This window comes from Citrobacter sp. 21OH12SH02A-Citro (assembly GCF_027919895.1).
In the GTDB taxonomy this organism is placed as follows: domain Bacteria; phylum Pseudomonadota; class Gammaproteobacteria; order Enterobacterales; family Enterobacteriaceae; genus Citrobacter; species Citrobacter braakii.
The window spans coordinates 1,353,873-1,377,309 of sequence record NZ_CP114801.1; the positions used below are offsets into that span (position 1 = coordinate 1,353,873).

Sequence of the window (23,437 nt, forward strand, 5' to 3'; positions counted from 1 at the left end):
TCCGGGGGCTGGTACTAGACAAAACTAGCCTTAGGTTATCAAATGGTTAAATAAATTTTCGCCGCATGTAAAAAATCGGTCAGATACGTAACTGGCTGGCGTACATCGCGGTGTTTACACACACGACGACATAACTTTCGGGAGAATTATGCAATCCTCTGTTAATCAAAAAGAAAGTCGAACTTTCTTCGGCCATCCTTATCCGCTCGGCTCGCTGTTCTTCACAGAGATGTGGGAGCGCTTCTCGTTTTATGGCATTCGCCCGTTACTGATCCTGTTTATGGCTGCTACCGTTTATGACGGCGGCATGGGACTGGCACGTGAAAATGCCTCGGCGATTGTGGGTATCTTTGCCGGTACGATGTACCTCGCTGCGCTGCCGGGTGGCTGGCTGGCGGATAACTGGCTCGGCCAACAGAAAGCGGTGTGGTACGGTTCCATCCTGATTGCCCTCGGCCATCTGTCAATTGCGCTCTCCGCCATTATGGGGAACAACCTGTTCTTTATTGGTCTGATGTTTATTGTGCTCGGCTCCGGTCTGTTTAAGACCTGTATTTCGGTCATGGTTGGCACGCTGTACAAAAAAGGCGATGCGCGTCGCGACGGCGGCTTCTCGCTGTTCTACATGGGCATCAACATGGGGTCGTTTATCGCGCCGCTGATTTCCGGCTGGCTGATTAAAACTCACGGCTGGCACTGGGGCTTTGGCATTGGTGGTATCGGGATGTTGGTGGCGTTGATCATTTTCCGTGTATTTGCCGTTCCATCAATGAAACGCTACGACAGCGAAGTGGGGCTCGACTCCACCTGGAATAGCCCGGTAGTGAAACGTAACGGCGTGGGCGCGTGGCTGTTGGCGCTGGCCGTCGGTGCGGCGGTTATTGTTACGCTGATAGCGCAGGGCGTGATTGTAATTAATCCGGTCGCGGTTGCCAGCATGCTGGTGTATGTGATTGCAGCCTCCGTTGCGCTCTACTTTATCTACCTGTTCATCTTTGCCGGTCTGAACCGTAAAGAGCGCGCCAGACTGCTGGTCTGCTTTATCCTGCTGGTTTCCGCCGCGTTCTTCTGGTCCGCGTTTGAGCAGAAGCCAACTTCGTTCAACCTGTTCGCCAACGACTACACTAACCGTATGATCGGTGATTTTGAAATCCCGGCGGTCTGGTTCCAGTCGATAAACGCGCTGTTTATTATCCTGCTGGCACCGGTATTCAGTTGGGCATGGCCGAAGCTGGCAAGCATGAATATTCGCCCGAGTAGCATCACCAAGTTTGTTATCGGTATCCTCTTTGCGGCGGCAGGCTTCGGTCTGATGATGCTGGCGGCGCAAAACGTTCTCAGTAACGGCGGGGCAGGCGTTTCTCCATTCTGGCTGGTGGGCAGTATCCTGATGCTGACGCTTGGCGAGCTGTGCCTGAGTCCGATCGGTCTGGCGACAATGACGCTGCTGGCGCCGGAAAGAATGCGCGGGCAGATGATGGGCCTGTGGTTCTGCGCCAGTGCGCTGGGCAACCTGGCCGCAGGTTTGATTGGCGGTCATGTGAAGGCTGACCAACTGGATATGCTGCCGGATCTCTTCGCACGCTGCTCGATTGCGCTGCTGATCTGCGCTGCGGTACTGATCATCCTCATTGTTCCGATTCGTCGCATGCTGGAGAATACGCAAACTAAACCGGCAACTAGCGCCTGATAACACCTCGATTGTGCCGGGGCAGACGTTATGTCCCGGCTATTCAATTAACGAGGTAAGAGCATGCTGTTAGGATTTGTTGGGCTTGGTGCAGTCGTTGAAACGGCATACTTGCCCGCATTACGTAATATGTTCGGTGATGCACTACGCTGTGTGGGATTTGATGTTCAACCCGCAAAGCAGCCCGCAGACGTGACACGCTGTGCGTCGCTCGCTGAACTTCTTGCAATGCCGCTTGATACCCTGTTTATTACCACCGCATCCCTGCATCACCTCGATGTGCTTGAACAGGCGCTGGCGGCTCCCATCGCTCGTATTGTGGTCGAAAAGCCTCTTGTCGCCACGCTTTCCCAAATTGAAAAACTGAAAACGCTGCTGACTCAACCGGATGCTGCCAACCGCGTGCTGGCACTCGACCATTGGATGGCACGCAATGGTGCAATGCAGCTGGCGTTGGGCAAACTCGGAGCGCAGTGGCAGGGCGATAATCCGCAACAGGCACTTGTCTCTCATTTTTCACACATTGTTAAAATCGACGGTTTTTTGCAGGAACCGAGCGGGTTTAACGCTGTTGGAGAACCCATTGCGCTTAACTTTGCCACCGGTGAGCCGGATACCCGTGAGCTTCGTCATCCGGACGGTGTGATTCTGGACATTGGCACACATGTACTGGCAATGCTGCGTGAAACAGTGCGTTACCTGGGCGGTAATGACAGTATGACCTTGCAGGTGAAGAGCGCTAAAGACCGTCTGGGACGAAATATTGTAGAGGGCGACCTGACCACAGCAGAAGGAGAGGCGCATCTGCAGGGACAGATTAGCGGCATTCCGCTGGACATCTGGCTGAATAAATACGCGGGGCCGGCTGGCGGACAAAAAGGCTTGCGCCTTTGTCTGCGCGATGGTCGTGTCATTAGCCATGATCGCCGTGGTGTCGAGGATGTGCTCGAATTGATTGACGGTGATGTTGTACAACGCTGGAGTCTGCCTGGTAGCGTATATGCCCATTGTCTGGCGGAGCATATTCTGGGCGCGCAAAGTCTGTTTGAACGCAGCCCACAGGAAGTGAGCCGCACGACGCAGCGCAGGCTGGAGGAAGTGGAGCGCCTGTTAACGTTACAGCAGCAGTTACGCGGGCGGCATTAAACGCATCGTGTTAAACTCAGCGCAGTAATGGATCCCTGTACTGGAGTCGCTATGTCTATTATTTGCCCGGATTGTCATGCAGAGCTGGAGCCGCAAAACGGTATGGCGCACTGTGATAACTGTAATAAAGATATTCAGTTAGAAGCGCACTGCCCGGAGTGCAATCAGCCGCTGCAGGTGCTTAAAGCCTGTGGCGCGGTGGATTATTTCTGCCAGAACGGTCATGGCCTTATCTCGAAGAAACGCGTGGCGTTTGTGCCGCTTTAATCCTGTTTTTTCCTGCGTGTTTTCTTTGTCTTCGTGACAGCTCTCACTTCGCTTTCCACCCATCCGTCAGACAGGCGGGTGGTGAGCACATCACCTGCTGTAACCTGTTTAGTCTGTTTCAGCACTTCACCCTCTTTTGCGGTCGTCACGCTATAACCGCGGGCCAGCGTGGCCAGTGGGCTGACTGCCTCAAGATGGGTAACCGCGTTGCCAAAACGCTCGCGCTGTTCGCTTAAACGCGCACGGATATTTTCCGCCAGTCGGTATTCCAGTTGCTGAATACGTGTTTGCGCACGGTAAATACGCGGCTGCGGGTTTTGCTGATTCAGACGCTGCAGCATGCGCTGCTGACGCTGATTTGCCTGTTTAATCTTATTCTCAAGTGCGAAGTTCATTCTCTGACGCAGTCGTTCCAGCACGGTCTGTTGACGGGCCAGACGCAGTTGCGGATGCTGCTGTTGCAAGCGGTGATGAAGCTGGGTAAACCGACGAGTACGATTGGCGAGGTAGTAGTCCATCGCCATCTCCAGACGCTGCTGACCATGCTGTATTTGACGCAGCAGTTCAAGCTGATTACGGCTGACAATTTCAGCTGCCGCCGACGGCGTAGGTGCCCGTAAATCTGCAATAAAATCGGCAATAGTGACATCGGTTTCATGGCCGACGGCGCTGACAACTGGAATGCGGCTGGCAAAGATCGCCCGTGCAACACGTTCGTCGTTAAAGCTCCACAAATCTTCCAGCGAGCCGCCGCCGCGCCCGACGATCAGCACATCGCACTCGCCCCGCGCGTTCGCCAGTTCAATGGCCCGAACGATCTGCCCTGGCGCATCATCGCCCTGGACTGCGGTCGGGTAGATAATAACGGGCAGGGAAGGGTCGCGACGCTTCAGGACGTGGAGAATATCGTGCAGCGCGGCGCCGGTTTTAGAGGTGATTACTCCGACGCAGTGGGCCGGTGAGGGCAGCGTTTTTTTGAACTGCTGATCGAATAGCCCTTCACCCTGCAGTTTGGCCTTGAGTTGCTCATATTTTTGCTGCAGCAAACCTTCGCCCGCTGGCTGCATGCTCTCAACAATTATCTGATAGTCGCCGCGCGGCTCGTACAATGTAATGTTGGCGCGTACCAGTACCTGCTGACCGTGCTGTGGTCGGAACGTTACCCGGCGATTGCTGTTGCGAAACATCGCGCAGCGTACCTGAGCGGTGTCATCTTTGAGCGTGAAATACCAGTGACCGGAGGACGGCTGCGTGAAATTCGAAATTTCACCGCTGATCCACACTTGTCCCATTTCCTGCTCAAGCAGCAAACGAACCGTCTGATTCAGGCGGCTTACGGTAAAAATTGAGGTGGTCTGAGAGGATAACATGTGAGCGGGATCAAATTCTAAATCAGCAAGTTATTCAGTCGAAAGTAACATGCTCACAGAGGAGCGCAAGGTTTTTTTGCAAAAAAGTGTGGATGCAATCGGTTACGCTCTGTATAATGCCGCGGCAATATTTAATAACCTCCCAGGTGAGATATTGCCCATGCTACGTATCGCAAAAGAAGCCCTGACGTTTGACGACGTCCTCCTCGTTCCCGCTCATTCTACTGTTCTGCCGAATACTGCTGATCTCAGCACCCAGTTGACGAAAACCATTCGCCTGAACATTCCTATGCTCTCCGCAGCAATGGACACCGTGACGGAAGCGCGCCTGGCAATTGCCCTGGCTCAGGAAGGCGGCATCGGTTTTATCCACAAAAACATGTCTATTGAGCGCCAGGCGGAAGAAGTTCGTCGCGTGAAGAAACATGAATCTGGCGTCGTGACCGACCCACAAACCGTACTGCCAACCACCACTCTGCGCGAAGTAAAAGAACTGACCGAGCGTAACGGTTTCGCAGGCTACCCGGTAGTGACTGAAGATAACGAACTGGTCGGCATCATCACCGGTCGTGACGTACGGTTTGTGACTGATCTGAATCAGCCGGTTAGCGTCTACATGACGCCGAAAGAGCGTCTGGTGACCGTTCGTGAAGGCGAAGCACGCGATGTTGTCTTTGCCAAAATGCACGAAAAACGCGTCGAGAAAGCGCTGGTTGTTGACGACAGCTTCCATCTGCTCGGCATGATCACCGTTAAAGATTTCCAGAAAGCGGAACGTAAACCTAACGCCTGTAAAGACGAGCATGGTCGTCTGCGCGTTGGGGCTGCTGTAGGCGCAGGTGCGGGTAACGAAGAGCGTGTTGACGCGCTGGTTGCCGCTGGCGTTGATGTTCTGCTGATTGACTCCTCTCACGGTCACTCAGAAGGCGTACTGCAGCGTATCCGTGAAACTCGTGCTAAATACCCGGATCTGCAGATCATCGGGGGGAACGTTGCGACTGGTGCAGGCGCTCGCGCGCTGGCGGAAGCCGGCTGCAGCGCTGTTAAAGTCGGTATCGGCCCAGGCTCCATCTGTACTACCCGTATCGTTACCGGCGTCGGTGTACCGCAGATCACCGCCGTTTCTGACGCTGTTGAAGCGCTGGAAGGCACTGGTATCCCGGTTATTGCCGATGGCGGTATTCGTTTTTCCGGCGACATCGCAAAAGCGATCGCTGCGGGTGCTTCTGCAGTGATGGTTGGCTCTATGCTGGCGGGGACTGAAGAATCTCCGGGCGAAATCGAACTGTATCAGGGCCGTTCTTACAAATCATACCGTGGTATGGGCTCTTTGGGCGCGATGTCCAAAGGTTCTTCCGACCGTTATTTCCAAAGCGATAACGCCGCTGACAAACTGGTCCCGGAAGGTATCGAAGGTCGCGTTGCGTATAAAGGTCGCCTGAAAGAGATCATTCACCAGCAGATGGGTGGCCTGCGCTCCTGTATGGGTCTGACCGGCTGTGGTACTATCGACGCGCTGCGAACAAAAGCAGAGTTTGTACGTATCAGCGGTGCGGGTATTCAGGAAAGTCACGTCCACGATGTGACCATCACCAAAGAGTCCCCTAACTACCGCATGGGCTCCTGATAAGTTTCCGCGCCCGGCTATATGCCGGGCGAATTTGTTTCACTTGCCTCGGAATTAGCGTCAATGACAGACAATATTCATAAACATCGCATTCTCATCCTTGATTTCGGATCTCAGTACACTCAGCTGGTTGCTCGTCGCGTACGTGAACTGGGCGTCTATTGTGAACTGTGGGCGTGGGATGTTACGGAAGCACAAATTCGCGAATTCAACCCAAGCGGTATCATTCTTTCCGGTGGTCCGGAAAGCACCACTGAAGAAAACAGCCCGCGTGCGCCGGAATACGTTTTCACTGCGGGCGTGCCTGTGTTCGGCGTGTGCTACGGCATGCAGACTATGGCAATGCAGCTCGGTGGTCATGTTGAAGGTTCTAACGAACGTGAATTCGGCTATGCGCAGGTTGAAGTTCAGACCGACAGCGCGCTGATCCGCGGTATTGAAGACTCTCTGACCGCAGACGGCAAACCACTGCTGGACGTGTGGATGAGCCACGGCGACAAAGTGACCGCTATTCCGGAAGGTTTCGTGACCGTTGCCAGCACCGACAACTGCCCGTTTGCCATCATGGCGCACGAGGAAAAACGTTTCTACGGTGTGCAGTTCCATCCGGAAGTTACCCACACCCGTCAGGGGATGCGCATGCTGGAGCGTTTTGTGCGCGACATCTGCCAGTGTGAAGCGCTGTGGACCCCGGCAAAAATTATCGATGACGCCGTTGCCCGCATTCGTGAGCAGGTTGGCACTGATAAAGTGATCCTCGGCCTCTCCGGCGGCGTTGACTCCTCCGTCACCGCGATGCTGCTGCACCGTGCGATTGGCAAAAACCTGACCTGTGTGTTCGTCGACAACGGTCTGCTGCGTCTCAACGAAGCTCAGCAGGTGATGGATATGTTCGGCGACCATTTCGGCCTGAACATCATTCATGTTGAAGGTGAAAAGCGTTTCCTGGACGCGCTGAAAGGCGAGAACGATCCGGAAGCTAAACGTAAAATCATCGGCCGCGTGTTCGTGGAAGTCTTCGACGAAGAAGCGCTGAAGCTGGAAGACGTTAAGTGGCTGGCGCAGGGAACCATCTATCCGGACGTGATCGAATCCGCGGCTTCTGCCACCGGTAAAGCGCACGTCATCAAATCTCACCACAACGTGGGCGGTTTGCCGAAAGAGATGAAGATGGGTCTGGTTGAACCGCTGCGTGAGCTGTTCAAAGACGAAGTGCGTAAGATTGGTCTGGAACTGGGTCTGCCGTACGACATGCTGTACCGTCACCCATTCCCGGGGCCGGGTCTGGGCGTACGCGTGCTGGGCGAAGTGAAGAAAGAGTACTGCGACCTGCTGCGCCGTGCGGATGCTATCTTCATTGAGGAACTGCACAACGCTGACCTGTACAACAAAGTGAGCCAGGCGTTCACCGTGTTCCTGCCAGTACGTTCCGTTGGCGTCATGGGCGATGGCCGTAAGTACGACTGGGTTGTTTCCCTGCGTGCTGTTGAAACCATCGACTTTATGACCGCGCACTGGGCGCACCTGCCGTATGACTTCTTAGGCCGCGTCTCTAACCGCATTATCAACGAAGTTAACGGTATTTCCCGCGTGGTGTATGACATCAGCGGTAAGCCGCCAGCTACGATTGAGTGGGAATAATATTCCTCCCGTTTAGCGGTTTCTGAACCGGTAGTATGTAAAAGCCCTCTTTTTACAGAGGGCTTTTTATTGCGCGAATTTTATCGATGCGACAGTCCTGCTCGATAGTAGGGTTAATCACACACTTAACGTCTGCGCTCCATTCAACACCGCTTCTTATTTACGGAAATAATGAAAAATACTCAGGGTATTACCCTGTAGAATTTAATAACGGTAACAATTCAGATAAGCATTTAAATTTATGCTAAATATGAATTTTTTAGTCAGTGATATTTTCTGGCGATATTAATTAGCGTCTATTTGAGCGCAGTGTCTCTTTTTTATATCCAGTACACTGGAACGTAAAAAATCAGCGCGAATGGCGCGGTGAAGCGGGATTCAAAGATGGTGTATTTTTGCGAAAAACACGGTTGATTATCCGATATATCAGCACATGTGGCGGGTAAGACTGCGCGAAGTTTCATCACTCAAATCCCTTACCGGATGGTTAAATATCAGGCGATTAGCCATCCGGTAAGGAATCTTAATGCTGTAGTATCATCGGCTCGGCTCGGCGCGAGCGATCAGCGTACGTCAGTTTGTGCAGGAGATGCCTGTTGCGGCAGGGTGATCTGCTGAGATTCTTTTTTGTTCTGGTGGTGGTGCCACGCACCTATGGCGGAGTAGACGAAGCGTCCGAAGAAGAAAAGAAAGCTGATAAGCAGTACGATCCGGATCATGCGACTGTTAAATCGGTGTCGTTTGCGTAGGCTGGTAACCTGGCTCACAAAAGGTTCCTTGTAGTGTACCCAACTGAGGGCGATAGTCACATTAAGGCATACTGTGAGGGAATGGTCAATTTTTCCTTATGTAAAATTGCTTCAGTTGTTTTATCTATTTATGTTATGGAAATTAATATTATTATTTGCATTAATAATGAGATAACGATAAAAAACCATGAAAAGAGTAATAATTGATTAATGAGGGACTTATTTATTGATGTGTATCAAGCATCACCCTTTGCTGACAACTAAAATTGATGAGTCATTTTAATGTATTTAACTTTATCGTTTTAACGTCAGGTGGGATGCCTGTCCGAATACCCCCTGCAGGATGTGCGGGATTCTACTGAGCATCTATGAAACTCAATAAAAATTATATTAGTATTAGAGATAGATGGTGGGCGTTACCTCTCATCTTGCCTTCCTTTCTGTTGCCTATATTGAGCACTGCTAACACCTATGCCCATATTAGTACCGGGACCGTAATTCTTTTCTACCTGCCTTTAGCGCTGATGATTAGCCTGATGTTGTTTTTTGGTTGGGCGGCATTACCAGGAATTATCATTTCCATCATCTGGTACAAATATCCGCAGGTTGGGTTATTTGAAATGCTCTCAATAATTTCGCACTTTATAGTTACGATAGTGCTTAGTTGGGGAGGGTATAAAGTTTTTGCTCCCCGGCGGAATAACGTTTCTTACGGTGACTCCCACCTGATGTTTCAGCACATGTTTTGGCAGGTTTTCTGCCCGGCAACGCTGTTTCTGCTATTCTTCCATTTCGCCGCGTTTGTGGGCGTCTATGAGAGCAAATCCGGCATGGTGGGCGTTATGCCCCTTAATACCGGCACGTTGATCAACTATCAGGCCATGCTGGCCGGGAATCTGGTTGGGGTTCCACTGTGCTACTTAATAATTCGCACGATTCGTAATCCTTTGTATATCAGAGGTTATTTATCTCAGTTAAAGCAGCAGTTTGATACCAAAGTTACCAAAACAGAGTTTGCGGTCTGGCTGATTATATTGACCATACTAATGACATTGTTGTGTATGCCGCTAGATGAGAAAAGCTCAATATTTAGCACGAATTATACCTTGTCACTGATGCTGCCCGTCATGCTATGGGGAGCTATGCGTTACGGTTATAAATTTATTTCGTTAATATGGATGCTCGTACTCATTACAGCAATTCATTATTATCAACGCTATATGCCCTGGTATTCGGGTTACGATGTGCAACTTGCCATTACCTCATCGAGTTACCTGGTTTTCTCCTTCATCGTGAATTTTATTGCCGTACTGGCAACGCGCCAGAGAATTGTCGCCAGACATTCTCATCGTCTGGCCTTCTTTGACCCCATGGTGCATATTCCGAATTTGCGCGCTTTGAACCGGGATTTGAGAAAAGCGCCATGGTCAGTGCTTTGCTTTTTGAGTGTTCCGGGTATGGAACTGCTGGTGAAAAATTACGGCATTATGCTGCGTATCCAGTACAAGCAAAAACTTGCCCAGTGGGTAAAGCCATTGCTGAAACAAGATGAGCATGTCTATCAGTTATCGGGTAATGATTTAGTTCTGCGTTTTAACACCGAGTCGCATCAGGAACGTATTGAAGCGCTGGACAGGCATATCAAGCAGTTTCGTTTTATCTGGGATGGCATGCCTTTACAGCCGCAGGTGGGGATTAGTTTTTGCTATGTCCGTTCTCCTGTTAATCACATCTACTTGTTACTGGGGGAGTTAAGCACCATCGCCGAGCTTTCTCTGGCGACCAATGCGCCAGAGAATTTGCAGCGCCGAGGCGTGATGCACCTGCAACGTGACCTGAAAGATAAGGTTGCGATGATGAATCGTCTGCAACTGGCGCTGGAGCACCATCGCTTTTTCCTGATGGCGCAGCCGATTTCAGGCGTGCGCGGCGATGTTTATCATGAAATTCTGCTGCGGCTAGAGGGGGATGATGGTGAAACCATCGGTCCTGACAGCTTCTTACCGGTAGCGCATGAGTTTGGATTGTCATCCAGCATCGATCTGTGGGTGATTGAAAATACGCTGAAGTTTATGGCGCAGAATCGGGAAAAAATGCCCGCTCGTCGGTTTGCTATTAACTTATCTCCCACATCGGTATGCCGTGCCCGGCTTCCGCATGACATCAACCAACTGCTGATTAAGTACAAAGTTGAACCGTGGCAACTGATTTTTGAAGTAACGGAAAGCAATGCCTTAACCAATGCGGAACAGGCGCAGGCAACGTTACTGCAGCTGCAATCATTGGGCTGTCAGATTGCGATTGATGATTTTGGTACCGGATATGCCAGCTATGCGCGGCTGAAGAATGTGAATGCCGATATCCTGAAAATTGATGGCAGCTTTATTCGCAACATCGTTTCGAATAGCCTCGACTATCAAATCGTGGCCTCTATTTGCCATCTGGCGCGGATGAAAAGAATGCTGGTGGTCGCGGAGTACGTCGAAAGCGAAGAAATACGCAGTGCGGTAATTTCGCTGGGGATTGATTACATGCAGGGGTATCTGATTGGTAAACCGCAGCCGTTGCATGAAATGCTGGAAGAACAGGTGCCAGAAGAACTGGCACCTGCTGAGAGCTTATGCGGCGATATCGGGTGAACTCTCTTCTTCAATTTTGAGTCGCCAGCCGGTAACGGCTTCCCAGTATTGCTGCTCTTTTTCCAGATCGAGCAGCACCAGCGCATTCTGGCTAAACCAGTCATGCGGAAAGCGTAAGGTCCAGTGGTTGTCGTCGGTAATTAGGGTCAGCGTCGGTGGCGTGGTGGTCGCCTGTCGCTGATTATTCAGCAGCACGCCCAGGCGCAACAGCTGAATTAACGGCAGAAACTGTTTTTTCTTGAACAGCGTAAAGCGGGGCAAATCATCCAGTTTCACCGCTTTGCGATGATATCGAACCAGGGTTGCCATCATCAGCTGTTGTTCCTGATTGAAACCCGGTAAATCGCTGTTTTGGAGGATATACGCCGAGTGGCGATGTAAACCGCTGTGGTTGATGTTCAGCCCAACCTCATGCAGCATCGCCGCCCAGCGCAGCAACGCTTCCAGTTGTGGATTGGCCAGCTTTGGCTGCTGCGTATGCCACTGATCGTACATTTGCATCGTCGTTTCCAGTACGCGCCGGGCCTGTTCGCTGTCGATATTGTACTGGTTCGCCAGGCTGCTCGCGGTACGACTGCGAACGTCCTGGTGGCGAAAACGACCTTCCATCTCATACAGCACGCCTTCGCGTAGTGCGCCATCAGAAAGGCGGAGTTCGCGGATAGCCAGTGCGTCAAAAACGCCGCACAGAATCGCGAGTCCCGGCACAAACACCGCTTTTCGTTCTTCAGACAGCCCCGGCAGGCTGAGCGCATCGAATGACGCATGCTTCAGCACTTCGGTTCGCAGTTTGTCCAGGCGTTCGGGGGTGATAAAACCATCTTTCTCACCCATCTCCAGCAGCACTTCGTGTGCCGCTTTAATCGTGCCCGATGCGCCCAGCGCAACGTTCCAGCCCTGAATGCGAAACTGCCAGGTTAAGGTTTCAAGCTTTTGCGCTGCCGCCATGCGCGCACGCTGGAAGTTTTCCCGACTAATAGCGCCGCCCGGGAAATACATCTGAGCAAAACTGACGCAGCCCATACGACGGCTTTCCACCAGTTTGGGCTCGAAATCTTCGCCGATTACCAGTTCTGTTGAGCCACCGCCGATATCAATAACCAGCTTACGACCCTTTTCCGGCTGGGTGTGCTCCACGCCCATAAAAATCAGTCGGGCTTCTTCATTACCGGAAATAATCTCGATCGGGTAGGGGATAACTTTTTCTGCTCGCTTGAGAAAATCGGTCGCATTTAGCGCCTGACGCAAAGTATGGGTTCCCACGATGCATACACTTGATGGGGGAAAGCCCTGCAGACGTTCGGCGAACAGCGACAGGCAGCTTAATCCGCGCTCCATTGCCTCTTCGCTCAGCTTGTTATCTTCGCCGAGGCCATCCGCCAGATGAACGCGCTGTTTCAGTCGCCCGATAATCTGCATTGCGCCATCAACCACGCGGGCAATGACCATATGGAAACTGTTTGAACCAAGGTCGACCGCAGCAAATTCCTGCGGTCGTGGAGTCTTGTCGTGTATTGGCATAGCGTTAGTCAGGTTGCTCGAGTGATTTGATGTAGTCGTATATCGCCAATTGTGACTGAACCTTACGGCGGTTTCCGCGCGGTACGTAGCGATTACTGAGTTCTTTATCGATGAAGCGAGCCTTCACCGTGTCGCTGAACAGGATATCGATAATATCCAGCACCCGTTGCTTAAGACGCGGGTCCAGCAGCGGGGTGGCGACTTCGATGCGATAGTCGATATTCCTGGTCATCCAGTCTGCGGAGGAGAGGTATACCTGCTTGTCGCCACCGTTTTCGAAGATATAAACCCGGTCGTGTTCAAGGTAGCGGTCAACTATGCTTATCACGCGAATATTGTCGCTAATGCCTTCCAGATTCGGAATCAAAGAGCACATACCGCGAATCAATAAATTGACTGGCACGCCTGAGCTTGAGGCCGCATAGAGACGATCAACCAGGCCTTTATCGACCAGGTTATTCAGTTTTAGGGTGATACCGGAAGGCTGTCCTTGCTGCGCGTTGGCGATTTCTTTGTCAATCATCGCGTACAGCAAACGGCGCGAGTTCTGCGGAGAAACCAGCAGATAATCGAACGTCACCGGACGATACGGGTTCTCGATGAAGTTGAACACCCGACGAACCTCGTTGGTAATGCGTGAGTCGGCGGTAAGTAACGAGTAGTCGGTATAGAGACGCGCCGTTTTTTCGTTGAAGTTCCCCGTCCCGATATGCGCATAGCGCACAACTTCATCACCTTCTTTACGCGAGATAAGGAACAATTTGGCGTGAATTTTCAGGCCCGGCGCGGAGAAGATGACGTGAACGCCTGCCTCGGTAAGACGCTTGGCCCAATGAATGTTGGCTTCTTCATCAAAGCGAGCCTGCAACTCCACCACCACGGTGACTTTCTTACCGTTGTGCGCAGCATGGATCATCGAATCAATGATGCGCGAGTCTTTGGCCACACGGTAGATGTTGATTTTTATCGCCAGCACGCTCGGGTCGAAAGAGGCCTGGCGCAACAGCTCAAGAACGTGCTCAAAAGTGTGATACGGATAATATAGCAGCACGTCGCGTTCGCGAACGGCGTCAAAGCCGTTACGAAACTTCTCGTTATCGAACCAGATATGGCGCAAACGCGGCAGCGGTTTGTTCACCAGGTTAGCTTTGCCAACGTTGGGGAAATTAATAAAGTCTTTGAAGTTATGGTAACGCCCGCCGGGAACAATCGAGTCGTAGCGAGAAATCGTCAGCTTTTCACGCAGTACCTCGACCAGCGCATTGGGCATGTCGCGCTGATAGACAAAACGTACAGGCTCTGCGGTCAGACGCTGTTTCAGGCTGGACGACATCAGCTCCATCAGGCTCGATTCCATCTCGTGCACCAAATCGTATTCGGCATCGCGAGTCATTTTCATCGAATAGGCGTTCAGCGCATCGTAATCAAAGAACCCTTTGAAAATGTCGTCAAGGCAGTAGCGTAAAATGTTGTCCAGCAGGATCATCGGTTTGCGACGGCGCGGGGTTTCCGGCGGTAGATTCACAAAACGGGGAACCTTGTCGGAAGGGATTTCCAGCAGCGCGTAGCGGATCGTATCGCCGCGGATAATTTCCACCGCCAGATAGGTGTAGTCATCTTTCAGAAACTGAACTAAATCCGTCTCGCGGTTAATCAGGATCGGTGTAATGTGCTGGCGAAGATATTGTTTGAAGTAATGGCGTAACCAGCTCTGTTGATTGACCGACAACTGACGTTCATTGATAAGGAAAATCTGGTTGCGCGCCATCTCCAGCAGCAACTCGTTGTACAGGCCGTCAAATTCCTGATCGGCTTTTAATACGCGGGCCTGGATTTTACCTAACAGATGGCGGGAGTGAGAGTTTGAACCCTGTTCTTCGCTAATAATGATTCGGCGCTTCAGTTCGGCAAAACGAACCTTATAAAACTCGTCGAGATTATTGGAATAGATGCCTAAGAAACGCATCCGTTCGATCAACGGGTTTGACTTATCAGCAGCTTCCTGGAGTACACGTTCGTTGAACGCTAACCAACTGAGTTCTTTCTCGATGTATAGCTTTTCCTGACCCATTACCACTTTTACTCCGTTTCATTCACGGGACACTACCGATTTATTATGGCGAGCATTGCTCTCAGATGTCCAACAGTGCCAGAAAAATATGACAATAAACCGTCTGATAGCAAAGAGAAAGGGGGAGCGTAGATGAATACCGGAGATGTTAACCGGAAAAGGTATTTATGCCTGTAAACCGGATGATGAGATCCGGTTTACAGGTTGATTTTATTCTTCGTCGGCGGCGTAGCCTTGTGGCGGCAGACGAACGCCGTCCAGCCATGCTGCGTTATCACGCATCTTCAGGCGACCATCAGTAAACCAGCTTACCACCAGCGGGTAAATGGTATGTTCCTGGGCCTGGACTCGTGCCGTGACATCATCTTCGCTGTCGCCTTCAAATACCGGAACCTTGGCCTGGAGAATAACCGGTCCGCCGTCCAGTTCATCGGTGACGAAATGGACGGAGGTGCCATGCTCTTCATCGCCGTTTTCCAGAACCTGACGGTGCGTGTGCAGGCCAGGATACTTCGGCAATAAAGACGGGTGGATATTCAGCAATCGTTCAGAATAGTGAGCAACAAACGCCGGACTTAGAATGCGCATATAACCGGCCAGCACCACGACATCGGGGGTATAAGCGTCGATCTCTTGTATCAGTTGCTGGTCGAATGCTTCGCGACTGGCAAACTGGGCGGCTTCCAGCGAGTGTGCAGGAATATTCGCTTCGCGCGCGCGCTCAAGGCCGAACGCATCGGCCTTGTTACTGAATACTGCACGTATGGTGCCATTGATTTTATTCTGTTCGCAGGCATCGATTATCGCCTGCAAATTGCTTCCGTTGCCGGAAATGAGCACCACAATGTTTTTCATTCAATGACCACACGCTGTTCGGAATCAGAAGCTTTGATGATACCGATTTTCCATGCGTTTTCACCTTTCTCATTGAGCAAAGCAAGGGCGTTGTCCACTTCAGAAGCTGGCAGGGCGATAACCATGCCTACGCCGCAGTTAAAGGTGCGATACATCTCATGCTGGCTGACGTTACCCGCCGTTTGCAGCCAGTTGAAGACGGCTGGCCACTGCCATGAAGATTCGTCGATCACAGCCTGCGTGTTGTCTGGCAGAACGCGTGGAATATTTTCCCAGAAACCACCGCCGGTCAGGTGGGCAATGGCATGCACATCAACCTTCTCAATCAATTCCAGAATGGATTTGACATAAATGCGGGTCGGGGCCAGTAAGTGATCGGCCAGCGGCTTGCCTTCAAGCTCGGTGGTTTCCGGGTCACAACCGCTGACTTCAACAATTTTGCGCACCAGAGAGTAGCCGTTGGAGTGCGGACCGCTGGAGCCGAGTGCAATCAGTACGTCGCCGTCAGCCACTTTTGAACCGTCGATGATCTCTGATTTTTCGACGACGCCAACGCAGAAGCCTGCCACGTCGTAATCTTCGCCGTGGTACATCCCCGGCATTTCAGCCGTTTCACCGCCGACAAGCGCACAGCCAGACTGCAGACAGCCTTCGGCAATACCGTTAATGACGCTGGCTGCGGTATCCACATCCAGTTTGCCAGTAGCATAGTAGTCGAGGAAAAACAGCGGCTCAGCGCCCTGAACCACGAGGTCGTTGACGCACATTGCGACGAGGTCAATGCCGATAGTGTCGTGGCGTTTCAGATCCATCGCCAGACGCAGTTTTGTGCCGACGCCATCAGTGCCGGAAACCAGTACCGGTTCACGATATTTTTGCGGCAATGCGCACAGCGCACCGAAGCCACCCAGACCACCCATAACTTCCGGACGACGAGTTTTCTTTACTACGCCTTTGATTCGATCAACCAGAGCATTACCTGCATCAATATCAACACCGGCATCTTTGTAGCTAAGAGAGGTTTTATCGGTCACTGCCTGCTTCCCCACATGTTTACTTGCAGTAAAAGTTAAATTCGGCGCAATTCTAACAGGGAAAGCAAACGTTTGCGAGCCTGCTCTGCATCAAGTTTTATGTGCTGATTTTTTCAGCATTTTACAATCATTTATCTATTTGTTTGAACTGCGCCACGAAAATGAAACCGGGTACAGTCTTGTGCTTGAAACCTGCCTGCTGAATACACAGTATCGTACTGAAACCGGTTTCTGTTTTCTGTTGCGGACCTCATCAACAGCGTTTTGCACAGAGTAATCACGAGAGGGGAAGGGTATGTCAGGATTTAAAGCAGATTTTATGTGGGGTGGTGCCGTAGCCGCTCATCAACTGGAAGGTGGCTGGCAGGAAGGTGGAAAAGGAATTAGCGTTGCCGATGTCATGACGGCGGGGGCGCATGGCGTGGCGCGTGAAATCACTGACGGTGTGATTGCCGGTAAAAACTACCCTAACCACGACGCCATCGATTTTTATCACCGCTATAAAGACGACATTAAGCTGTTTGCCGAAATGGGGTTTAAATGTTTTCGCACTTCGATTGCCTGGACGCGTATTTTCCCCTTAGGCGACGAAGCGCAACCCAATGAGGCTGGCCTGCAGTTCTATGATGACCTGTTTGACGAATGCCTGAAATATGGCATTGAACCGGTGATTACGTTGTCGCATTTCGAGATGCCATACCATCTGGTGACGGAATATGGCGGCTGGCGTAACCGTAAGCTTATCGATTTCTTTGTCCGTTTTGCCGCAGTGGTTTTTACCCGTTACCAGCACAAAGTGAAGTACTGGATGACGTTTAATGAAATTAACAACCAGGCAAATTATCACGAAGACTTCGCGCCTTTTACTAACTCTGGCCTGAAATACCAGCCCGGTGAAGACCGCGAGCCGGTTATGTACCAGGCGGCGCACTATGAACTGGTGGCAAGCGCGCTGGCGGTAAAGGCTGCGCGTGAGATTAACCCGGCATTGCAGATAGGGTGCATGATTGCCATGTGTCCTATCTATCCACTGACCTGCGCGCCGGACGATATGATGATGGCGATGAACGCCATGCACCGGCGTTACTGGTTTACCGATGTCCATGTGCGCGGCAAATATCCGCAGCATCTTCTCAACTACTTTGCCCGGCGTGGCTTTGAACTTGATATCACCGAGGAAGACCGTCAGGCGCTGACCGAGGGGTGTGTCGATTACATCGGCTTTAGCTACTATATGTCTTTCGCAACGCAGGCCACGGCAGACAACCCACAGCTGGATTATGACGAGTCGAAAAGTCTGGTTTCCAACCCGTACGTGCAGAAATCGGACTGGGGCTGGCAGATTGATCCCGTCGGTCTGCGCTATTCGCTGAACTGGTTCTGGGATCATTACCAACTGCCGCTGTTTATCGTCGAAAACGGCTTTGGTGCGATTGACGTGCAGCAGGCCGACGGCTCGGTAGATGATTCCTATCGTATTGACTATATGGCCGCACATATCAGCGAAATGAAAAAAGCGGTAGTGGAAGATGGCGTGGACCTGATGGGCTATACCCCGTGGGGCTGCATTGATTTAGTCTCGGCCGGGACGGGGGAGATGAAAAAACGCTACGGCTTTATCTATGTTGATAAAAATAATGACGGAAGCGGAACGTTAGCACGCTCGCCGAAGAAATCTTTTTCATGGTATCAAAACGTTATCCAGACCAATGCTGAATACCTATAAAATTCATAGTATTGACAGCCAGCCCCGCCAATAATGCGGGGCTTGTTTTATACTCATCATCCAGACGCAAACGACTTTGGTTGATCCATATCAAGCGTATCCAGTGTTGCGCCAGAGACGAAAAGCGGTATAATCCGGCGATTTTTTTGTGGTTGCCACTCGTCTGAGGAAAGGAGAAGAGTATGAAGATCGTGGAAGTCAAACACCCACTCGTCAAACACAAGCTGGGACTGATGCGTGAAAACGACATCAGCACTAAACGCTTTCGTGAACTCGCCTCGGAAGTTGGCAGCCTGCTGACTTATGAAGCAACCGCTGGTCTGGAAACCGAAAAGGTGACCATTGAAGGCTGGAACGGTCCGGTTGAAGTTGACCAAATCAAAGGTAAAAAAATCACCGTTGTGCCAATCCTGCGTGCGGGCCTGGGCATGATGGAAGGCGTACTGGAAAACGTTCCGAGCGCGCGTATCAGCGTGGTTGGTATGTACCGTAACGAAGAAACGCTGGAGCCGGTTCCGTACTTCCAGAAGCTGGTATCTAACATCGATGAGCGTATGGCGCTGATCGTTGACCCGATGCTGGCAACCGGCGGTTCCGTTATCGCCACCATCGACCTGCTGAAAAATGCAGGCTGCACCAGCATTAAAGTGCTGGTCCTGGTTGCGGCACCGGAAGGTATCGCGGCACTGGAAAAAGCGCACCCGGATGTTGAGCTGTACACGGCCTCCATCGATCAGGGGTTGAACGAGCACGGATACATTATTCCAGGGCTCGGCGATGCCGGCGATAAGATTTTTGGTACCAAGTAAACGAATAAGTGAAAAGAAGCCGACTTTAAGAGTCGGCTTTTTTTTGAATATAACAACCCAAGGCTAATAACAAACAACACTCAGAGGAAAACACTATGACGCGCCGTGCTATCGGGGTGAGTGAAAGACCGCCGCTTTTACAGACAATCCCGCTTAGTTTGCAGCACCTGTTCGCTATGTTTGGCGCAACGGTTCTGGTGCCAGTCCTGTTCCACATCAACCCGGCTACCGTTCTGCTGTTTAACGGCATTGGTACGTTGCTGTATCTCTTTATCTGTAAAGGTAAAATTCCTGCGTATCTGGGTTCCAGCTTCGCATTTATTTCCCCGGTACTGCTGTTGCTGCCGTTAGGGTATGAAGTGGCGCTGGGTGGTTTCATTATGTGCGGCGTTCTGTTCTGCCTGGTTTCTTTCATCGTTAAGAAAGCAGGAACCGGCTGGCTGGATGTCATGTTCCCTCCTGCGGCGATGGGCGCAATCGTTGCCGTCATCGGTCTGGAGCTGGCTGGCGTCGCTGCGGGCATGGCGGGGTTACTGCCCGCAGAGGGACAATTACCGGATTCAAAAACCATCATCATCTCAATGGTGACGCTGGCGGTTACGGTATTTGGCTCTGTACTGTTCCGCGGTTTTATGGCGATTATCCCGATTCTGATTGGGGTGCTGGCCGGCTACGCGCTCTCCTTCGTGATGGGGGTCGTGGACACCACGCCGATTGCGCAGGCCCACTGGTTTGCTCTGCCAACGTTCTACACGCCGCGCTTTGAATGGGTTGCCATTCTGACCATCCTGCCGGCGGCGCTGGTGGTCATCGCTGAACACGTTGGACACCTGGTGGTAACGGCGAATATCGTGAAAAAAGATTTGATTCGCGATCCTGGCCTGCATCGTTCAATGTTTGCCAACGGCCTGTCTACGGTTATCTCTGGTTTCTTCGGCTCTACGCCGAACACCACGTACGGCGAAAACATTGGCGTAATGGCGATTACCCGTGTTTACAGTACCTGGGTTATCGGCGGCGCGGCAATTTTTGCCATTCTGCTCTCCTGTGTGGGCAAACTGGCTGCGGCGATCCAAATCATTCCACTGCCGGTCATGGGTGGCGTATCGCTGCTGCTGTACGGCGTGATTGGTGCTTCCGGTATTCGCGTACTGATCGAGTCAAAAGTTGACTACAACAAAGCGCAAAACCTGATCCTGACCTCGGTTATTTTGATCATTGGCGTGAGTGGTGCGAAAGTTCACATTGGTGCCGCTGAGCTGAAAGGCATGGCGCTGGCGACCATTGTTGGCGTTTGTCTGAGCCTGATTTTCAAAGTTATCAGCCTGCTGCGTCCGGAAGAAGTCGTGCTTGATGCGGAAGATGCCGACAGTCCGCAACAGTAAATCTCTTACCGGGCGGCGATGCTGCCCGGTTCTATCACGACGTATTTCTGTGTTAAACTCAACGCGATTTTATGAAATCCTGGGTTGAGGTATCTCTGAACACACCGGCACAGCTCTCTTTGCCACTTTATCTTCCTGACGACGAAACTTTCGCAAGTTTCTGGCCGGGGGATAACTCCTCTTTACTGGCTGCACTGCAAAACGTGCTGCGTCAGGACCATAGCGGGTATATTTATCTCTGGTCGCGTGAAGGCGCTGGCCGTAGTCATTTGCTGCATGCAGCTTGTGCGGAACTGTCCGCGCGCGGCGATGCGGTAGGCTATGTGCCGCTCGACAAGCGTACCTGGTTCGTTCCCGAGGTGCTCGACGGTATGGAGCATTTATCGCTGGTATGCATCGATAACATCGAATGTGTGGCCGGGGATTCGCTGTGGGAAATGGCGATCTTTGATCTCTACAACCGCATCCTGGAGTCGGGGAAAACGCGTCTGCTGATCACAGGCGATCGCCCGCCAAGACAGCTGAATCTGGGGTTGCCGGATCTCGCCTCGCGCCTGGACTGGGGACAAATCTACAAGCTGCAGCCGCTTTCCGATGAAGATAAGCTGCAGGCGTTGCAATTACGCGCCAGACTTCGTGGATTTGAACTGCCGGAAGATGTAGGACGCTTCCTGCTCAAGCGTCTGGATCGAGAAATGCGTACGCTGTTTATGACGTTGGATCAGCTTGATCATGCATCGATCACCGCCCAGCGTAAGCTGACCATTCCATTCGTAAAAGAGATACTGAAGCTGTAAGCGCCGCAGCCGAAAAAACTGCGGCAGGTTCAGGTTAACCGATGATTTCCAGTACCTGCTCCGGCGGGCGTCCAATTCTCGCCCGGCCTTTGGCAACCACAATCGGGCGCTCCATCAATTTCGGGTTTTCCGCCATTGCCTGAATCAGCGCATCTTCACTCAGATTTACGTCCGCCAGATTAAGTGACTTATAGAGATCTTCTTTCTGGCGCATCAGCTCGCGCGCGCTGGACATGCCCAGCATCTGCAGCAATTCACGCAGGGTTGTGGCGTCAGCTGGGGTTTCCAGATACAACACCACTTCCGGGTCCACACCGTTGGACTTCAGTAACTCCAGCGTTTCACGGCTCTTGGAGCAGCGTGGGTTATGGTAGATTTTAATCGCGTCTGACATGACTTCTCCTTGCATAACAATCCTGCCGGATGGCGACCAAAGGCCTTATCCGGCCTACATATCGCCATCCGGCAAGGATTCGATAATTACATTTTCGTATATGGTTTAAAGCGCTCTTGCAGTTGGCGTAGCTGGTCGATACGGGCATCGTATCTGGCCTGCTGCTGGCTACCCAGCTTGACCTGTGAGCTTGCGCTGCTGAGCATCGAAATCGCCTGATCCAGACGTCCTGCGAGGGCATATCCTTCCGCGCGGGCTGCCAGTTCCTGATCACGGTTGTTCAGGTTGGCTTCCGTTTGCGCTAACAGATCCCAGCCGTTAGGGTCGTCCTTATGGTTAAACGTATAGCGATTCAGGATGGTCGCTGCCTCTTTGGCTTGCCCGGCCTGTAAATACGCATTTGCCAGGTTGAGCTGCAGTACCGGGTTGGTGCGTAGGTCGCGGGCGTTTTTCAACCGATTAATGGCATCGCTGGTTTTCTTCTGGCCGAGATCGATATCCGTTGCCAGGTCGAGATACCAGGCATTGTTAGCATCTGCCGCCAGCAGCGGTTGCAGTGCTTTACGTGCCTCGTCATATTTACTGGCCTCCATTGCCTGCAATGCCCGGCCATACTGCGCCGCACGTTGCTCACGTATGTTGCCTTTCGACCAGTTACTCAGCAGGTCATCGGTCAGCTGGTTGCGACCAGAGTTGTACATGCCTAAGGTGCGTGCCTTGGCCAGATAAAAATCTTCTGAAGACTGGACGACAGCCGGACGCATTTGGTTGGCGCGGTTACGGGCATCCGACAGACGGCTTTCTGGCAGGGGGTGAGTCAGCAAAATTTCTGGTGGACGCGAAGAGTAACGGGCCTGATCAAGCAATTTTTCCAGAAATGTCGGCATGGCCTGGGGATCGAATCCCGAGCGTTGCAGTACCTGAATACCGATGCGGTCTGCTTCCTGTTCGTTTTGCTGCGTAAAGCTAATCATCCCCTGGCGTGTACCCGCCAGCGTACCGGTCAGCGCCGCCATACCCGCCTGCGGGCTGGCCATCGCCAATAAAATTGACCCTAACGCACCCACCCACGTTAGCGGCGCGCTGCGTTTCTGGTCTTCCATTGCACGCGCCAGGTGACGCTGCGTAACGTGGGAAATTTCGTGCGCCATAACCGATGCCAGTTGGCTTTCGTTATCGGAATAGCGGAACAGTGCGGAGTGCAAAACAACGTTGCCGCCAAAGAAAGCAAAGGCGTTGATTTCATCGTTGTTAATCAAAAAGAAGGTGAAGGGCGTTTTTACCGAGTCGGCGTGCGAGACCAGACGCATCCCCAGCGCATTAATGTATTGCGTCAGCAACGGATCGTTAATTAATGGCGCACTGCCGCGCAGCTGGCGTACATAATAATCGCCCATCTGCATTTCCTGTCCTATGGAAAGCGTACTCCCTGCCGAGGTTCCCATATCAGGTAGGGTGTCCGCGGTTTCTGCAAATGCGGGCGCAACCTGACCGATGGTCAGTGCAGCAATGAGGGTAGCAACCAGGTTTTTTTTCAACTGCCTGAACATAACCTCTGTCCTGTATTCTTTTTTGAGATAGCCATTTGACCAATGCCGTGAAGTTTCGTTCACACTCCGCAAGCTTAGGGAGTGTAACTGCGAAACCTGACGATGAACACCCAGGAAAAATGACTTTTCACTTTGCGTAATCCGCTATAAAAAGCGAAGTCTTTTT

At 51.9% G+C, this 23,437-nt stretch carries 18 protein-coding genes; 10 read left to right on the forward strand and 8 right to left on the reverse strand.

The annotated features are described in order from the left end of the window. The first annotated feature begins 148 nt into the window (after positions 1-148). The 3 genes from O6D90_RS06485 to O6D90_RS06495 all read left to right on the forward strand — a co-directional run bounded on the left by O6D90_RS06485 (position 149) and on the right by O6D90_RS06495 (position 3,103). Positions 149-1,690 (forward strand): peptide MFS transporter, encoded by a 1,542-nt coding sequence (locus tag O6D90_RS06485; RefSeq protein ID WP_016157127.1) that lies wholly within the window; start codon positions 149-151, stop codon positions 1,688-1,690. A gap of 63 nt (positions 1,691-1,753) precedes the next feature. After that, positions 1,754-2,836 carry a Gfo/Idh/MocA family oxidoreductase gene (locus tag O6D90_RS06490; protein ID WP_016157126.1) on the forward strand — a complete coding sequence of 361 codons (1,083 nt, stop codon included), beginning with the start codon at positions 1,754-1,756 and terminating at the stop codon, positions 2,834-2,836. A gap of 51 nt (positions 2,837-2,887) precedes the next feature. After that, positions 2,888-3,103 carry a zinc ribbon domain-containing protein gene (locus tag O6D90_RS06495; RefSeq protein WP_016157125.1) on the forward strand — a complete coding sequence of 72 codons (216 nt, stop codon included), beginning with the start codon at positions 2,888-2,890 and terminating at the stop codon, positions 3,101-3,103. Here O6D90_RS06495 and xseA read toward each other — a convergent pair. After that, complete coding sequence (xseA, locus tag O6D90_RS06500; protein ID WP_016157124.1) at positions 3,100-4,473, reverse strand: exodeoxyribonuclease VII large subunit; 1,374 nt, start codon at positions 4,471-4,473, stop codon at positions 3,100-3,102. The two genes, O6D90_RS06495 and xseA, sit on opposite strands and share 4 nt — an antisense overlap. A 160-nt stretch (positions 4,474-4,633) precedes the next feature. Between xseA and guaB the strand changes: the two genes are divergently transcribed. Together guaB and guaA are read left to right on the forward strand one after the other, a co-directional pair. Then, positions 4,634-6,100, forward strand: coding sequence for an IMP dehydrogenase (guaB, locus tag O6D90_RS06505; RefSeq protein WP_019077375.1), 1,467 nt, complete (start codon positions 4,634-4,636; stop codon positions 6,098-6,100). A gap of 63 nt (positions 6,101-6,163) precedes the next feature. Then, positions 6,164-7,741 carry a glutamine-hydrolyzing GMP synthase gene (guaA, locus tag O6D90_RS06510; protein WP_016153990.1) on the forward strand — a complete coding sequence of 526 codons (1,578 nt, stop codon included), beginning with the start codon at positions 6,164-6,166 and terminating at the stop codon, positions 7,739-7,741. A gap of 563 nt (positions 7,742-8,304) precedes the next feature. On the opposite strand, the gene O6D90_RS06515 is transcribed toward guaA, so the two are convergent. Continuing rightward, positions 8,305-8,508 carry a YfgG family protein gene (locus O6D90_RS06515; RefSeq protein WP_047416419.1) on the reverse strand — a complete coding sequence of 68 codons (204 nt, stop codon included), beginning with the start codon at positions 8,506-8,508 and terminating at the stop codon, positions 8,305-8,307. Positions 8,509-8,858: 350 nt separating this feature from the next. Here O6D90_RS06515 and O6D90_RS06520 point away from each other — a divergent pair, with 350 nt between their 5' ends. Continuing rightward, positions 8,859-11,129, forward strand: coding sequence for a bifunctional diguanylate cyclase/phosphodiesterase (locus tag O6D90_RS06520; RefSeq protein ID WP_016157123.1), 2,271 nt, complete (start codon positions 8,859-8,861; stop codon positions 11,127-11,129). Here the strand turns inward: O6D90_RS06520 and ppx are convergent. The 4 genes from ppx to purM all read right to left on the reverse strand — a co-directional run bounded on the left by ppx (position 11,109) and on the right by purM (position 16,610). Then, positions 11,109-12,650 carry an exopolyphosphatase gene (gene ppx, locus O6D90_RS06525; RefSeq protein ID WP_016153985.1) on the reverse strand — a complete coding sequence of 514 codons (1,542 nt, stop codon included), beginning with the start codon at positions 12,648-12,650 and terminating at the stop codon, positions 11,109-11,111. The two genes, O6D90_RS06520 and ppx, sit on opposite strands and share 21 nt — an antisense overlap. A 4-nt stretch (positions 12,651-12,654) precedes the next feature. Then, positions 12,655-14,721 (reverse strand): polyphosphate kinase 1, encoded by a 2,067-nt coding sequence (ppk1, locus tag O6D90_RS06530; protein ID WP_003835119.1) that lies wholly within the window; start codon positions 14,719-14,721, stop codon positions 12,655-12,657. 210 nt (positions 14,722-14,931) lie between these two features. Continuing rightward, positions 14,932-15,576, reverse strand: a complete 645-nt coding sequence (purN, locus tag O6D90_RS06535; RefSeq protein WP_016157122.1) for a phosphoribosylglycinamide formyltransferase — start codon at positions 15,574-15,576, stop codon at positions 14,932-14,934. Beyond that, entirely contained in the window at positions 15,573-16,610 is a 1,038-nt protein-coding gene (gene purM, locus O6D90_RS06540; protein WP_016157121.1) for a phosphoribosylformylglycinamidine cyclo-ligase, read from the reverse strand. Before purM ends, purN begins: the two co-directional genes overlap by 4 nt. A 295-nt stretch (positions 16,611-16,905) precedes the next feature. Between purM and O6D90_RS06545 the strand changes: the two genes are divergently transcribed. The 4 genes from O6D90_RS06545 to O6D90_RS06560 all read left to right on the forward strand — a co-directional run bounded on the left by O6D90_RS06545 (position 16,906) and on the right by O6D90_RS06560 (position 21,327). Next, positions 16,906-18,336, forward strand: coding sequence for a 6-phospho-beta-glucosidase (locus O6D90_RS06545; RefSeq protein WP_016157120.1), 1,431 nt, complete (start codon positions 16,906-16,908; stop codon positions 18,334-18,336). Between the two features lie 182 nt (positions 18,337-18,518). Further along, positions 18,519-19,145: a uracil phosphoribosyltransferase gene (upp, locus tag O6D90_RS06550; protein ID WP_003835110.1), complete on the forward strand. Its 627-nt coding sequence runs from the start codon at positions 18,519-18,521 to the stop codon at positions 19,143-19,145. Between the two features lie 95 nt (positions 19,146-19,240). Then, the gene (gene uraA / locus O6D90_RS06555) at positions 19,241-20,530 is read left to right on the forward strand and encodes a uracil permease (RefSeq protein ID WP_016157119.1); all 1,290 of its coding nucleotides are present in this window, start codon (positions 19,241-19,243) and stop codon (positions 20,528-20,530) included. A gap of 95 nt (positions 20,531-20,625) precedes the next feature. Next, a complete protein-coding gene (locus tag O6D90_RS06560) occupies positions 20,626-21,327 on the forward strand; it encodes a DnaA inactivator Hda (RefSeq protein WP_200049399.1) in 702 nt (233 codons plus the stop codon). 34 nt (positions 21,328-21,361) lie between these two features. On the opposite strand, the gene arsC is transcribed toward O6D90_RS06560, so the two are convergent. Together arsC and bepA are read right to left on the reverse strand one after the other, a co-directional pair. Then, a complete protein-coding gene (gene arsC, locus O6D90_RS06565) occupies positions 21,362-21,721 on the reverse strand; it encodes an arsenate reductase (glutaredoxin) (RefSeq protein ID WP_016157118.1) in 360 nt (119 codons plus the stop codon). An 86-nt stretch (positions 21,722-21,807) separates the two neighbouring features. Then, complete coding sequence (bepA, locus tag O6D90_RS06570) at positions 21,808-23,271, reverse strand: beta-barrel assembly-enhancing protease (RefSeq protein ID WP_016157117.1); 1,464 nt, start codon at positions 23,269-23,271, stop codon at positions 21,808-21,810. Positions 23,272-23,437: the final 166 nt, after the last annotated feature.

Bases quoted from the DNA above. Each gene is read 5' to 3' on its own strand.
- O6D90_RS06485 (WP_016157127.1), top strand. From the start codon at position 149: ATGCAATCCTCTGTTAATCAAAAAGAAAGTCGAACTTTCTTCGGCCAT.
- O6D90_RS06490 (WP_016157126.1), top strand. From the start codon at position 1,754: ATGCTGTTAGGATTTGTTGGGCTTGGTGCAGTCGTTGAAACGGCATAC.
- O6D90_RS06495 (WP_016157125.1), top strand. From the start codon at position 2,888: ATGTCTATTATTTGCCCGGATTGTCATGCAGAGCTGGAGCCGCAAAAC.
- xseA (WP_016157124.1), bottom strand. From the start codon at position 4,473: ATGTTATCCTCTCAGACCACCTCAATTTTTACCGTAAGCCGCCTGAAT.
- guaB (WP_019077375.1), top strand. From the start codon at position 4,634: ATGCTACGTATCGCAAAAGAAGCCCTGACGTTTGACGACGTCCTCCTC.
- guaA (WP_016153990.1), top strand. From the start codon at position 6,164: ATGACAGACAATATTCATAAACATCGCATTCTCATCCTTGATTTCGGA.
- O6D90_RS06520 (WP_016157123.1), top strand. From the start codon at position 8,859: ATGAAACTCAATAAAAATTATATTAGTATTAGAGATAGATGGTGGGCG.
- ppx (WP_016153985.1), bottom strand. From the start codon at position 12,650: ATGCCAATACACGACAAGACTCCACGACCGCAGGAATTTGCTGCGGTC.
- ppk1 (WP_003835119.1), bottom strand. From the start codon at position 14,721: ATGGGTCAGGAAAAGCTATACATCGAGAAAGAACTCAGTTGGTTAGCG.
- purN (WP_016157122.1), bottom strand. From the start codon at position 15,576: ATGAAAAACATTGTGGTGCTCATTTCCGGCAACGGAAGCAATTTGCAG.
- O6D90_RS06545 (WP_016157120.1), top strand. From the start codon at position 16,906: ATGTCAGGATTTAAAGCAGATTTTATGTGGGGTGGTGCCGTAGCCGCT.
- upp (WP_003835110.1), top strand. From the start codon at position 18,519: ATGAAGATCGTGGAAGTCAAACACCCACTCGTCAAACACAAGCTGGGA.
- uraA (WP_016157119.1), top strand. From the start codon at position 19,241: ATGACGCGCCGTGCTATCGGGGTGAGTGAAAGACCGCCGCTTTTACAG.
- arsC (WP_016157118.1), bottom strand. From the start codon at position 21,721: ATGTCAGACGCGATTAAAATCTACCATAACCCACGCTGCTCCAAGAGC.
- bepA (WP_016157117.1), bottom strand. From the start codon at position 23,271: ATGTTCAGGCAGTTGAAAAAAAACCTGGTTGCTACCCTCATTGCTGCA.